General features: G+C 42.4%; 10 protein-coding genes. 6 read left to right on the forward strand and 4 right to left on the reverse strand.

Going from position 1 to position 14,228, the window contains the following annotated elements; genetic code table 11:
- Window positions 1-152: 152 nt before the first annotated feature.
- The 3 genes from SJY28_RS09795 to SJY28_RS09805 all read right to left on the reverse strand — a co-directional run bounded on the left by SJY28_RS09795 (window position 153) and on the right by SJY28_RS09805 (window position 4,441).
- The gene (locus SJY28_RS09795; RefSeq protein WP_379544299.1) at window positions 153-1,583 is read right to left on the reverse strand and encodes a patatin-like phospholipase family protein; all 1,431 of its coding nucleotides are present in this window, start codon (window positions 1,581-1,583) and stop codon (window positions 153-155) included.
- Window positions 1,584-1,860: 277 nt separating this feature from the next.
- Complete coding sequence (locus SJY28_RS09800) at window positions 1,861-2,817, reverse strand: EamA family transporter (protein WP_379544300.1); 957 nt, start codon at window positions 2,815-2,817, stop codon at window positions 1,861-1,863.
- 244 nt (window positions 2,818-3,061) lie between these two features.
- Window positions 3,062-4,441 (reverse strand): PLP-dependent aminotransferase family protein, encoded by a 1,380-nt coding sequence (locus SJY28_RS09805; protein ID WP_379544301.1) that lies wholly within the window; start codon window positions 4,439-4,441, stop codon window positions 3,062-3,064.
- A 265-nt stretch (window positions 4,442-4,706) separates the two neighbouring features.
- Between SJY28_RS09805 and SJY28_RS09810 the strand changes: the two genes are divergently transcribed.
- The 4 genes from SJY28_RS09810 to SJY28_RS09825 all read left to right on the forward strand — a co-directional run bounded on the left by SJY28_RS09810 (window position 4,707) and on the right by SJY28_RS09825 (window position 9,764).
- Window positions 4,707-5,888, forward strand: a complete 1,182-nt coding sequence (locus SJY28_RS09810; protein WP_379544302.1) for an MFS transporter — start codon at window positions 4,707-4,709, stop codon at window positions 5,886-5,888.
- A gap of 258 nt (window positions 5,889-6,146) precedes the next feature.
- Window positions 6,147-7,364: an acetamidase/formamidase family protein gene (locus SJY28_RS09815; protein ID WP_379544303.1), complete on the forward strand. Its 1,218-nt coding sequence runs from the start codon at window positions 6,147-6,149 to the stop codon at window positions 7,362-7,364.
- A gap of 347 nt (window positions 7,365-7,711) precedes the next feature.
- Window positions 7,712-8,566 carry an SDR family oxidoreductase gene (locus SJY28_RS09820; protein WP_379544304.1) on the forward strand — a complete coding sequence of 285 codons (855 nt, stop codon included), beginning with the start codon at window positions 7,712-7,714 and terminating at the stop codon, window positions 8,564-8,566.
- A 289-nt stretch (window positions 8,567-8,855) separates the two neighbouring features.
- Entirely contained in the window at window positions 8,856-9,764 is a 909-nt protein-coding gene (locus tag SJY28_RS09825) for a helix-turn-helix domain-containing protein (RefSeq protein ID WP_379544305.1), read from the forward strand.
- Window positions 9,765-10,193: 429 nt separating this feature from the next.
- Here SJY28_RS09825 and ampC read toward each other — a convergent pair whose 3' ends face one another.
- On the reverse strand, window positions 10,194-11,369 hold the full coding sequence (gene ampC / locus SJY28_RS09830; protein ID WP_379544306.1) for a class C beta-lactamase: 1,176 nt from the start codon (window positions 11,367-11,369) through the stop codon (window positions 10,194-10,196).
- Window positions 11,370-11,733: 364 nt separating this feature from the next.
- Here ampC and SJY28_RS09835 point away from each other — a divergent pair, with 364 nt between their 5' ends.
- Window positions 11,734-12,915: an alpha/beta fold hydrolase gene (locus SJY28_RS09835; RefSeq protein WP_379544307.1), complete on the forward strand. Its 1,182-nt coding sequence runs from the start codon at window positions 11,734-11,736 to the stop codon at window positions 12,913-12,915.
- 121 nt (window positions 12,916-13,036) lie between these two features.
- Window positions 13,037-14,221, forward strand: coding sequence for an L-lactate dehydrogenase (locus tag SJY28_RS09840; protein ID WP_379544308.1), 1,185 nt, complete (start codon window positions 13,037-13,039; stop codon window positions 14,219-14,221).
- Window positions 14,222-14,228: the final 7 nt, after the last annotated feature.

Below are 14,228 nucleotides of genomic sequence, written 5' to 3' on the forward strand. Positions count from 1 at the left end.
CTATGAATATTCAGTTAGAAGAGAAATGAGATGAATATATCAGGCAGAGATAGAAAAATGCGATAAATATAGGCTGGCATGCTATCAGTCATGATGCTGCTAAGGAATTTTGACAGTCACGCATACTTGGTTATTGGCAAGCACGATGACGGTCATTGGAGGGCATTGCGGAAATTTTGAAACTCTTTAGATTGTTCAAGTAAATCACTGCCCAAATAGCGTAAGTCATCTACTTGTTCAGGTTGTAAATGAAAGGTGGTCGGCATGGCATCGAACTTTGCACGCTCTGTTTTATCTTTGACTTGATCGAAGGTTAATACGGAGAAATGCACTTCTACCTGAGGCGCACTTGCAGGTCGCTGAGCATTTACATGCTCTCCCCATTGTAAAAACTCTTTTTTGGCCAATGAGACAGTTTCGTTATTTAGTGTGCCTAGTGCGACTTCACTCGCCGCTGAAATGGTATCAAGAAAACTCGGGTCTTTATTTTCTACTGACCACTCATGCTCTGAATAGGTCTGAGCATTGGCCACAACGACCAGTACTTGTCTGACTTGGCGTAATTTCGCAGGACTGAAAGCGCCTGCCATGTTGGGCACATCACCATATTGGGTCACAGGACTCATCATTGAGCCGCGCACGCCTAGATTATCGGTCACCCCGCCATCTACCAAGCGCACTACTGGCATCCGCTCTGGCTGAGAATACCGATCTAACGCGCGAGCTATCGCATAACTACGCGGCAAATGACTGTCTTGATTTAGTGCGTTATTGACCCAAGGCTGCGAGCGCTGCGAACAATCAGAAAAGTTGTGTAGGGCAATAGGGGCAAAGATACCAGGGACTGAGGAAGAGGCCATCACCGCATTGGCAACTGGGTAGCTTGATAAATCCGAACACAAAAAGTCGAACTGTTGCTGAGTAAATGAAAAAGTTATGGCGTTGTTTAGATCACTTGCATTTAGGATAACGTAAGGCAATTTTCCACGGCTCATATCAGCAAAGGTCTTTTGTTGAAATAGACTGTTGTCTAAATTGTCAGCCACCAAATCCCCACGATTGTATTCAGAACTGCTCATCGCTATTAGGCTTTGCGGACGTATCGCAAGTCTAATCAGTCGTGATTGCCAGTCTTCATACAAGAATTCTGGAGCAAATTTCTCAAAAATGTCATCGCCAAATAGCCCATAATAAGCTGCCGTGTAGCTCCCGCCAGATACCGAAGAGATGACATCTACCTCATCTAATAATCGGCGCTCTACGCCATTGATAGTTACTGGTGTATCACGGAGCTTTTCTAGTACCCCGTAGCTGAGTGCTGCTGCCCGTGTACCACCGCCAGAAAAGGCAAGTACAACAAAGACTTCGTCTGAGTTTTTTGGGAGGTTGTTATGGAAATCATAACGAGCAGTGCTCTTATCTATAATGGGCTTGTTCCAGACTCGTTTTGCGCAACCAGTGAATAACAGCGAGATAACAATGATGATGAATAGAAAAAACGCAAAGCATAATCGAGGTGAAACCATCAGCTTTGAGAGTTTCTGCAGCAGACGATCATAATAAGTCAATATGTCTATACGCATGCAAATCACCTCAAAGTTTGTAGACTATGGTTCGCTTTGTATTTTTTGCTAATGACAGAGTAAACCACGTCAGTTTTCGACTTCCATGTCGGTTGTGACTTAACACTTAAGAGCAGTAAACTTAAGGGCAGTGGGCACCTTATAAATATGACGTATATAAAACAAAGCTGATATAGATTGATTTTTTGCTAGTATCAGTCACGGTGGGAAATTTAATTACTATGAATAAACCTTAACTGGACGGTAATAGCGAGTCAAGGTAAAACTGAGTAACCATTCAAATAGCCCTTCTTTTCATTTTCACATTCGCCAATAGCAGTCCTGATAAGATCAATATCATGGCTAGCATCTTCCACCAAGTCACCACTTCTCCTGTGAGTAGTACTGAGGTCACCATACCGAATACGGGCACCAATAACGCAAACGGCATCACCTTGGACGCGGTATTTTGACTGAGTAAGTGTGCCCACAGACCAAAGCCAATTAAGGTTGAGATATAGACGATAAACCCAAGTGAGAGCCAAGACTTGAGTGATGCTTCAGTAAACGTCGCCATCTGCCATGCATCAGTCTCAAATATAAGAGAAGATATCGTCAACATCACGCAAGCAATGAGACCGCCCCAGACTACCAGTGCTAACGCAGATAGAGCAGAGGCTTTATTTTTTCCAGTGCTAGATGTGTCAACAGATACCCTTGTTCCTTGCTGCCTCTCTTGTAGGGCAGCTTTTTCTGAGGCCTGTTTTGATGCTTGCTTGGATGCAATATTACCAAAGCTCCAACCGATGGCTGCAATCAAAATACAGACAAACCCTGCCAAAGGCATATCACCGCCAAGGTTTAGCGCAATCACGCTGAGTCCTAGTACACCGACCAACATACCGACGATTTGCATACGGCTGACTGCTTCGCCCAATATAAAGTATGCTAGCAATACCGTGATAAAAATCTGAATTTGTAGCAGTAGTGCCGTCAGCCCCGGGGATGAACCCAGATGCATCGCTGTAAAGACAAAAGCATACTGCATGACAAATGTACCGATGGCATAAATAAACAAGGTACGGTTGAATTTAGGCGGCTTTAGAAATAAAACCAGAGGCACAGCAGTAAAGAAAAAACGCAGGGCGGTAAGCATCAGTGGCGGAAAGCTCTCAAGACCCCACGCAATAAAAGTAAAATTCACGCCCCAGATAAAGGTAACCAGTACAGCCAATGCAGTATATATAGGGGACATATGAGCTATCCTAGAGAAATAGTATCCGTTGTCGGAAGTGATTAGTTTTGATTGTGTTTGGCTGATATTTAGGCTTAGAATTATAGTCGAAAGGTCACTATATAATAAGACGGTACTAGCACTATAGTCGATTCAATTTAAAAGTAGTACAAGGCAACCGAGTGTAGATGTACATGTGATACTTCAAACGAGGTTAACGCTGTAATACTTTTATAGTGGAATGACTATATAAGTCTCTGATTGGTCAGTCTAACGATTTAGCCAATACCTCGAAAACTTTTGAATGACTCATCTGTGCCACATTGAACCGCATAAAGTTCTCAGCATTGTCGGATTGGCTAAAAACATTACCCGGCGCCAATACCACACCCTGTGATAAGCAGCGATTGGCCAATTCGGTCGCATTATTATTCTTAGGTAATTGGCACCATAGGAACATACCTGCTTGTGGGAGCAGCCACGGTACGATGCCTAATTTAGCCAATCGTGGTAGCGTATGAGTACGCGCGCTTGCCAGCCGAGTATGGATATCATTCATATGCTTACGGTAGCCGCTATCAGTCAACGCTGAGAACACAACCGCCGCTGCTAACTGACTGCCACCAAAGCCAGTCGCTATCTTTAAATCTACCAAACTCTCGACCCACTCTGTAGGCGCTGCAATATAACCACAGCGTAGGGATGCGGATAACGTTTTAGAAAAACTGCCGATATAGAATACTCGTGATAAACCATCTAGAGCTGCCAATCTCGCCGCAGGCTTGACTTCAAAATCTGCAAAAATATCGTCTTCGATAATGTACAAACCAGCCGCTTGAGCCAATTGTAATACACGGTATGCCGTAGCAGGTGATAACGTTGCGCCCGTAGGGTTATGAATGGCAGCATTGGTGATGTACAGGCGCGGCTTATGCTCATCTAAAATCGCTGCAAAGGCCTCTACATCTGGCCCATTTGGCGTATAAGGGACGCCAACCACTTTGACCCGATGGGCAAGCAGCTGTGCTCGAAAGTTAAAATAACAAGGATCATCGACGACGACCGTATCACCTGGTGTCAGCAAAAATCGAAAAATCAAATCTATCGCTTGAGTGCCCGAATCCGTCAATATGACCTGTGACGGTTCTGCATTGATACTCAATCCTGCCATACGTCGCGTGAGTAATTGACGCAATGCTAACAGTCCTAGCGGCGTTGCATACTCACTGATAATGGACGCGTCAGCTTTTGCTACATTTCGCAGACCACGGCGTATACCTGCCTCAAATAGCCAGTCCGCTGGTAACCAGCCGCAGCCTGGCTTTAATGCACCATCGGGCGGCTCCAGCGACTGCCGTGATACCCACAATGGATCTACCACTCGATCAATTTTTGGTGCTATATCTGTCAATGATAGCGGCGCTGTCGTCTCTGCCACATAAAACCCTGCACCAGGGCGGGAGTAAATAAAGCCCTCAGTTTGCAGGCGTTCATAGGCTTCAACCACCGTAGAAGGTGAGAACCCATAATCTTTGGCAGCAGCACGGACGGAGGGTAGTCGCGACTCTGGCATGTAGATGACAGTCGCTATTTTCTCTTTTACGTCAGCCATGACAACTTCGATGCGTGTTAGCTTTTTATTCATATTTTTTACAGTTTTTGGTAGGGCGAATTTTGTGAAGGCTTTATCTTAAGGTTATAGCTATGACAGTATATGGGTAGGATATCCGAACTGTATGGGTTTTATAGACCAAACAGTTCTGTCTAATTGTACTGTATTGTATATAGATAACCTACTGTGCTTTTGTTTTAATTATTGAACGTAAACGATGTAGAGGTAGGTGTCATTCTACTGTGAATAACACTAACCTCAGTCAGTTCAACGATTATTATTCAAAAAGCAGCGATATATGACCACGAAAAACTATAATAAATATCTGGCCTTTGCCTTATGTGTGATAACGACAAGCGTCAATATACAAGGCCCGCTTTATGCCGTTTATGCACACAATGATGGCTATGGCGTACTAGCAACCACGATAGCGTTCTCCTTTTATGTATTAGGTGTCATACCTGTATTGTTAGCGTTTGGTGGATTGTCTGATCGTATCGGACGGCGCAAGGTGATTTTAATCTCTCTAGTACTATCGATAGCAGCGACGGCTCTTATGTTGTTTTATCCATACACGCGAGCGCTAGCAGTAGCGCGATTCATACTTGGTGTAGGAACGGCTCTGATGGCTGCTACGGCGACTGCCTATATGATTGAGCTACTTGGTTCATCAGATACGATGCGTGCGACAGCGTGGGTAACGGCCAGTACAACGATAGGTTTTGGTCTTGGCCCTGTATTGACGACAGTTTCTTTGATGCTTTATGAAACCGATCAGCCAGCCAGTTTTTTCTTACTGCTAGCGAGCGGGCTGTTCGCTATGTTTTTGTTATATCAATTACCAGAGACAGCACCTAAACGCACTAATTTGCCCACCTCTATGCTACGGCTACCTTATTTTAACCGTGAAGTCATTTGGTATGGCAGCGGTATTTTGATTTGTTGGGCGACGACAGGATTGGTATTATCAGTTATTCCCTCAGTGCTGGCCACGCATGGACTGGCTAAATATGCAGGGATATCCTCTATGTTAGCCATCAGTTGTGGATTGATCGTTCAGCCAATCGCCCGAAAGCTTGACCCTCAAGTTTCAAGCAAGCTTGGTCTTCTGATCTTACTACCAGCTTATGCTTTATTGGCTTGGGGGACGTTGAATGCCAATCTACCAGTCATTCTTTTGGCGGCATTTTTGGCCAGTACTAGTTGCTATGGCTTTGTCTATTTGGGCGGTATGTTAGGAGTCGCACGCTCTGCTGGAAATGAGCAGGCACGTGCAAGTGCAGGCTATTTTCTGATGGCATATATAGGGTTTAGTGTCCCCGTCATCTTTACTGGTTTGATTGTGGATAGGTATGGTCCTGCCACTGCGTTCTACGCCTTTGGTGTGTTTTCATTAGTTGGTGTGATTGTCTTATTTGCCAGTCAACCTATATTGAGAATTGGACGTCGTTCGAACGCCAATTTGCATAGCGTGTCTTAAAATAAGATTGATAATGCAGTTTTCTATCCATTATCTTTTCATTCAATATTTTTTAATTTAATACCTCTGCATGCAATGTCTATGCTCTAAAATAATGCTCTTTTTTTGCTGAGGCACCACGATAAAGCAAACAATTGTATCAATATAGTGCTTTTGCCACTAAGTTTAATAGAAAACACCGTTTTTCCCATGGCATAGAACTTGCCCTTATACAGGTATGACAATATTGTCATGCTTTAACTAAAGAGGGTATGTTCTATGTTTAAAAAAACCATTCTTTCACTGTTTATTCTAAGCGCGTTTGGTATATCAGTATCCCAAGCAGAAGACTTTACGGTTCTTAAGCAAATAGCAGATAAACCTACTCAGTTGAGTAGTGGTGAATATAAAGGCAATTACTATGTACCTTCTACTTTAGACACCATAACATGGGGATATTTGCCCAACAGAGACGCCAGTCCCGTTATGTCTGTTGCCTCTGGTAGTGTGGTGACTTTTGATACGGTCTCACACGAAGGTTTGCTCGAAGATCAGGGCCGTGATGCAGCAAAATACTTTAAGTCAAAAGGGGTCAAAGACGACTTTATTTTAGATGAAGCAAAAACAATAACAAAATCAAAATTAAAACATGACTTTGATAAAGATGGTCCACATATCGTGACAGGCCCTATCGAAATCAAAGGGGCGCAACCAGGCGATATCCTAAAAGTAGAAGTCATCAACGTTGAACCGCGCGTGCCGTATGGTGTCATCTCTAACCGCCATGGCAAAGGCGCATTGGCAGGCGAGTTTCCCAAAAAAGAAAAACAAGACAACGCGTCTGCCGCTCACCCTGAGCGCTACGGCAATGTCTCCGTATTTACGCCTATCGAAAAAAATGCCAGAGGTGAATACGAAGGTATCCTAAAAACAGATTCTGGTAAGTCTATACGTTTTCCACTCAGTCCATTTATGGGTCTAATGGGTGTCGCAGCAAACACCTCAGAACGAGTACATTCAGTTCCACCTGCTATGTATGGCGGCAATATTGATATCAATGAATTGGGTGCAGGGGCGACGGTTTATTATCCGGTACAAGTGGCAGGTGCACTGTTTTATACAGGTGACAGTCACTTTGCCCAAGGTGATGGCGAGGTTGCATTGACTGCCCTTGAAGCATCTGCTCGGGCCACTTTTAAGTTTACACTGCTAAAAGCAGGTAAAGATAAGATACCAGGTAAAGAGATTGTGCAACCTTTGGCAGAGAATGCTGAATTTTGGATCACGCCAGGGCTAGATGAAGATTTGGATGAGGCGATGAAGAAGTCTACTCGTGAAGCGATTCGTTTCTTAAATCAAGAGTATGGTATTGATGAGGCAATCGCTTATGCTTACCTAAGTGCAGCGACAGATTTTGAAGTATCGCAAGTCGTGGATAAGACCAAAGGTATTCATGCCAAAATTCGTAAAGCAGATTTTAAAGAGTTTGAAAAATAGTAAGAACTAACACTCTCAACTTCAGAAAAAAGTCCTTTATACTGATATAAAGGACTTTTTTACATTCATTATATTGGTTTAAACAAGGTGAGCGTCACTAGAAACACAGTAACGTTCTATTTTTCTACACTCGCAGAGTGGAGATGAATGGAGCAGATAAAAATAGATTCGAGTAAAGCATAAAACAGCAAAAGAAACTCCGTTGCTGAATATATGTGATTTTGTCCACCCTAAAAGCAGTTTTGTGTACTGCGCCAATATTAGCTATGAATATAATAACTTCCTGAATCGCTAGAGGGGCAAACCTCCCTTCTAAAAATAATCACAGCTGCATTGAGGAAGTTATAATGAATAAAGTTATTTTAGTAACAGGTACATCAACGGGCTTAGGTTTAACCCTAGCGGTAAAACTGGCTAAACAAGGCAATACTGTTTATGCCACTATGCGTGATTTAAATAAAGCTAAATCCATTCGCGAAGCTGCTGCAGCTGTTGATGTAACCTTACATATCAAACAACTAGATGTGCAAAAACAGCAAAGTATTCAAACTTGTGTCGATGAAATTATCCAAAAAGAAGGTCGAATTGATGTACTGATCAATAACGCAGGTGCAGGTTATGTGCGAACGACAGAACAATCGACAGAAGAAGAAGTGAATTGGGTTATGGATGTTAACTTTCATGGTGTGGCGCGCTGCACTAAAGTCGTACTGCCACATATGAGAAAAGCAAAAAGTGGTCATATCATCAATATTTCATCTGTCGGCGGTTTAGTTGGCCAGCCCTTTAACGAATATTACTGTGCAGCTAAATTTGCCGTTGAAGGTTATATTGAGTCCCTTGCCACCTATGTTACACCTACTTTTGGTATCCATTTCACTAATGTTGAACCGGGTGGTATTACATCTGAATTTGCCAACAACGTGATGGAAAAGATTAGTGCAACAGGAGGTATTCTAGATGATGAATATCGTCCTATTCTGGAAAAATACATGGCAGGAGCTGCCGCTAGATCAAAAGAAGGACTATATCAAACACCTGCAGCAGTCGCTGACGTAGTAATAAAATGTATGCAAACGGACAAGCCGCCAATTAGACAAAGGACGTCTCCTTGGGCTGAAAACTTCACTCGTTTTAAGACTGAATCGGACCCAACTGGGCATAAACAGAATGAGCAGGTATTTAACCAGTTTTTAGCTTGATTTATTTTATTGAAGTAAATGATCTGTGCTGATTATATCAGGATAAGGACACGTTTAACTGCAACCTTATCTATGCTTAATACCGCTTATTTCAACGATTCAATTACCTAGGGCATTCATGTCCTAGGTTTTCAAATTAGCTTTACACAAAAATTTTGTCATCGAGTAAGTATTTGAATTATAAGAAAAATAAATATAAAAAAGACGATTTTTATTCAGATCTCAGGTTATGCAAGCAGTGTGGGAAAGGCAATGGCATAATGGCAATGTTTAAATTTAGGATAAACGGATGAAAAATATACATTATAAATCGATAGGTGAATATTTAGCGGATGTAGGTAAACCAGCACCAGAACATCCACTATTTACCATTATTTCAGTCAATACAGATACCTCTGGTACTCAACTAGATTGCCCCGATTTTGAGACGACAATTACCACAGACTTTTACGCTATATCCTTAAAAAATGTGATTGAAGGTGAGATTTTATATGGCAAAACACGTTATGACTGCAGTGATGGCACTATGCTATTTCTTGCGCCGAACCAAGCTTTTAGTACTCAAGGAATTAAAATTAAATCTGAGGGTAGACTAATACTTATTCATCCAGATTATTTTGTTGGCCACCCACTGAGCGATTCAATTAGGCATAGCGATTTTTTTGATTACTCAGTGAATGAAGCCCTTCACCTGTCGTCAAAAGAAGAACAACTAGTAGCCGGTGTTTTTGATAGTATTTTACAGGAATACCAGTCGCATTATGATGATTGTAGCCGTGAGATTATTTTATCTTATGTCAAAACATTGTTGAGCTACGGCCAACGTTTTTACAAAAGGCAATTTATCCAACGAAGGGAGTTAAATGATTCATTGTTCACTAAATTTACTCAATTGCTTGAACATCATTTTAATCAGCCTGAATCTAATGGCTTACCAGCATTAAGCGATATAGCAGATTGTATGCGGCTATCTAATCGATATCTAAGTGATGCCCTTAAATCAGAAACAGGCAAGTCGGCTAAGGAATGTATGCAACAGTTTATTATTGACAGAGCAAAAGCAATGCTGATAAATTCAAACACCTCTATCACCAGTGTTGCTTACGACTTAGGTTTTGATTCACCACAATATTTTGTGCGTCTTTTTAAAAAGAAAACGGATATGACACCAACCGAATTTAGAGACAGTTTGTATTAAAAGCAGAGCGACAAAAATCAGAATACAGCAGATAAAAGTAGACTCGAGATTCGAGCAAAAGAATAAAACAGCAAAAGACTACAAGTAATTATTTCCATAGGAAAATATGACAAAATACTAATTTAATTTAACTTTATATGTTCCTTACACTTAATGTATTGGCAATTTTCTAATTTATGGTTTCCAACGAACCTGACTGCACTGGTATAGAGAACAGTCAGGTCTTCCCCCTTTTTATTTTTTTTGACTTTAGCTTTATGGCAAAATCCGTACTCGAATGCAGCCAAATCGGCGCTGTCATTTCATGCAAATACAAGTCTTTTACTAGGTCATTTTTCTATAATCGTGCATCTTTCCAATCACGCCATATATTGGTTTAAAAAAGGTGGACGTCACTAGAGACACAGCAACGTTCTGTTTTCTTCTACTTCAATTAGCCATCGCACTTTGCAGGATGGTGTAAGCCGCTTTGACCCTCTCTGCGTTGGGGTAGTTCTTATTTGCCAAAATGACAATGCCAGATTTTTTTGCGGGAATATAAGCGATATATCCACCGAACCCATTGGTAGCGCCTGTCTTGTTCACCCATACATCGTTTAAAACAGGTGTCGGCTGATTGTTTGCTATGATGGGCTGTGGCTTGAGTACCACATCCGTTGAATTACCTTCAAGTAGTGTGTCTAGCTGAGTGGGGAATGGATACATTTCCCACGCCAATCCCTGTGTAACAGTGCTCGCTTGATAGTATCCCTTTCTAGTGTTTTGCAATGACTGTTGAATATCTTTATCCAAAGGAATTAACCCCATATTAGCAGCCATGTAATGGGTCATATCCGCGCTGGTTGATTTAATACCATAAGCTTCGGCGTCCAAAATCCCAGGGTTAACTCTTATCGGCTCTCCAGCAGCGTTATAACCAAACGCATAATCGTCCATTTTGTCGTTAGGAACATTGACAAAGGTACTAGGCATATTGAGTAAGGGTAGTATTTTATCTTCCATCACCTGTGTGTAATCCGCGCCCATACTCAAGGCTGATATATGGCCGAACAGTCCTATACTGGCGTTAGAGTATAGACGTTTTGAGTTGATAGGGAAGGCAGGTTGCCACGACTTATAGTAGCGGAACAATTCCTTATTGTTTTTGACATCGTTAGGTACTTGAAGTGGTAGACCACCTGCCGAATAGGTGGCTAGGTTGATAAGCTTGGTGTTACCAATGGCGCTGTCTTGTAGGTAAGGAATGTATTTATCAGCGGTATCCTCCAAGTCGAGTGTGCCATTGAGCTCTGAGTAACTGGCCAAAGTCGCGGCAAAGGTCTTACTGATAGAGCCCAACTCAAAGATAGTGTTTTCTGAAACAGCCTTGCCAGATTGTTTGTCAGCCAAACCGTAGTTATAAAAATACGACTTTCCATCGACAATAATACCAAACGCCATACCTGGAATATCATGTGTTTTCATTAGCGACTTGGCTTGTGCATCGACTGTGCTTTTCAGATGATTATCGCTGTCTGCTGCTTGTACTTGTCCAGATATCAATGAGGCGGCAATGACAGCAGTCAGACCAACTCGGCTAAAAAGTGTTTGCGCTGATTTTTTCATGATTATATTACTTGTCCGTTTTGTTAGAAGTAGCGGTGGTCTATTCCTTTAGCGAGTCTGCAAATAGGTTACTGACATTCCAGAATGTCATTTCGTGTTTTCCTATTTTATTTCTACAGAACCTCCGTATTTTCACAGAATACCAATATTCCGGCAAGCTGAAATCGGTTTATTGAATATAGATTAAAGGCTAATGCATACTTCTACTATAAGTATTTAAGTGTATTTATCTCTCATTTATTGGGGAATTGTCGTGTGCACGACAAACTTCTAAGCGCTGTTATGAAATTATAGTCTACAGGCAAGGGATGTCGTCAATGATAAACCTTAACTTATCACTAAATGAATTAATCAGGGATGAATGATGAATAGTAATCAAAATGCTTATGGTACCGATACGCTTGATCCAAAAATCAGATCGCGTTTTGTTGATAACAACAATGGTCTAAATGTTCATATTTTAGAAGCAGGGTTTGAAGAAACAGAGTCTGAGAAAGGAAGCCGACCAGTCGTGCTGCTTTTACATGGTCATCCAGAGCTGGCCTATAGCTGGCGCAAGCAGCTGGTGCCTTTGGCTGACCAAGGGTTTCATGTGATTGCTCCGGACTTACGCGGTAGTGGCAGAACAACAGGGTGGGAGACAGGTTTCGACTGTAATCTTGACCAGTTTAGTTTATACAACAACGTACAAGACATGATTGGGTTGGTATATGCATTAGGCTATAAATCAGTCGCAGCCGTTTCGGGCCATGACTTTGGTTCTCCTGCAGCAGCGTTATGTAGTTTTATCCGTCCTGATATTTTTAAGTCTTTAATCATCATGAGTACACCTTGGCCAGGCACGCCGCAATTTCCATTTAATTCAGCCAATCTACCAAAAGATACTACAAACTACGATCCAACCTTGACCAAAAGTATGGAAGAGCAGCTTGGCTCTTTAGTACCACCCCGCAAACATTATCAAATGTACTTTGCCTCATCGCATGCTAACGATGAGATTATGAATGCACCTCAGGGAATTCATGATTTTATGCGGGCATACAATCATGCCAAAAGCGGTGACTGGCAAGAGAACAACCCACACAGCCTACAAGCCAAAACCCTTGAAGAGTTTTCTAAAATTCCAAAATACTATGTGATGGATCTGGATAAAAGCATGCCTGAGCAAGTCATGGAGTTTATGCCAACCCAAGCGCAAATAGATGCCTGTGAATGGTTACCCGATAACGAGCTAAAAGTGTTCTCTGACGAATTCGCCCGCACGCAATTCCAAGGCACTATGAATTCTTATCGCTGTGCCACTAATCCAAAATATTTCCATGCGATAAAAACCTTCAGCGGTAAATCTATTGATGTGCCCGTGGTATTTATAGCAGGCGAAAAAGACTGGGGGCCGTATCAGAGCTATGGCAACTTTGAAGCAATGAAGGCGAGTATCGCGCAGCTAGAGATTCATTTTGTAAAAGGCGCAGGGCACTGGGTGCAACAAGAGCAGCCAAAAGCGGTGAATGACATCATGATTGAATTTCTCAAAGATAAAAAATAACAGCGCAAATACTTGGCATTGCGGTTCATTATTTGAATCTGCAATGCTCACTACGTGGCTGATTTTAAATATGGCTGGCTTTAAAGGTGGCTGACCTTAGAGGTAGCTTTGGAGAAAAACAATGAGTAAATATGATGTCGTGGCTATTACGACCAATGATTATAAAAGACAGGCCAAACAACGCTTGCCCAATTTTTTGTTCGATTACATAGAGGGCGGCGCAAATGCTGAGCAAACATTGCAAGCGAATACAGCAGATTTTAAAAGATATACGCTAAGACAGCGAGTCATGCGAGACGTGTCAGCTGTCGATACCTCAACGACTCTTTTTGGAGAGTCTCTGTCTATGCCGTTAGCATTAGCACCAGTCGGCATGGCTGGACTGTTTGCAAGGCGCGGAGAAGTGCAAGCGGCGAGGGCAGCAGAAAAAAATGGCATACCATTTACCCTGTCTACCGTAGCGATATGTTCGTCTGAAGAAGTGCAAAGTGCGACCAATCAGCCTTTTTGGTTTCAGCTGTATATGCTGCGTGATAGGGCACTTGTGCTAGATATGTTAAACCGTGCTGCTGCATCAGGTTGTAAAACGCTGGTATTCACGGTCGATTTAGCACTGCCTGGTATGCGTTTAAGAGACTACCGAAATGGTATGTTAGGTGGCTCTACAAAAGGAAAAATGTCTTATCTAACGCAGTTGTTAATGCGGCCAGGATGGTTGCTCGATATTGGCATTTTGGGAAAACCACACAGTTTGGGCAACCTGAAACACAAAGTTGAGAGTGCAAGTGACCTTGATCGATACAAAGCGTTTGTAGAAAGCCAGTTTGATCCAAGCGCCACATGGAAAGATATTGCATGGCTTCGTAATAATTGGAGTGGCAATATTATCATCAAAGGCATCATGGATGCAGATGATGCGAAAGCAGCGGTCGATGCAGGTGCAGATGGCATTATTGTCTCCAATCATGGAGGCCGTCAGCTAGATGGTGTCTCGTCTACCATTGATAAGTTGCCGAGTATAGCGAATAGCGTTGGGCAGCAAACCAAAGTTTTATTAGATGGTGGTATACACAATGGTGTCGATGTCGTGAAGGCCATAGCGCTGGGGGCAGACAGCGTTTTGATAGGGCGCTCTTGGGTATATGCGATGGCAGCGCAAGGAGAGGCTGGCGTGAACAAGCTGTTGGCTCTCTATCAGCAGGAGATAGCTGCGACGATAGGATTGATGGGGGTAAGCCGTATTGAATCGCTCAATAGCGATGTCATTGAGCGATTCAATCAACCACTTAATAACCTGCTCAGTTAAATACCTT

The sequence above is a fragment of the Psychrobacter sp. R86515 genome (assembly GCF_042466315.1).
In the GTDB taxonomy this organism is placed as follows: Bacteria; Pseudomonadota; Gammaproteobacteria; order Pseudomonadales; family Moraxellaceae; genus Psychrobacter.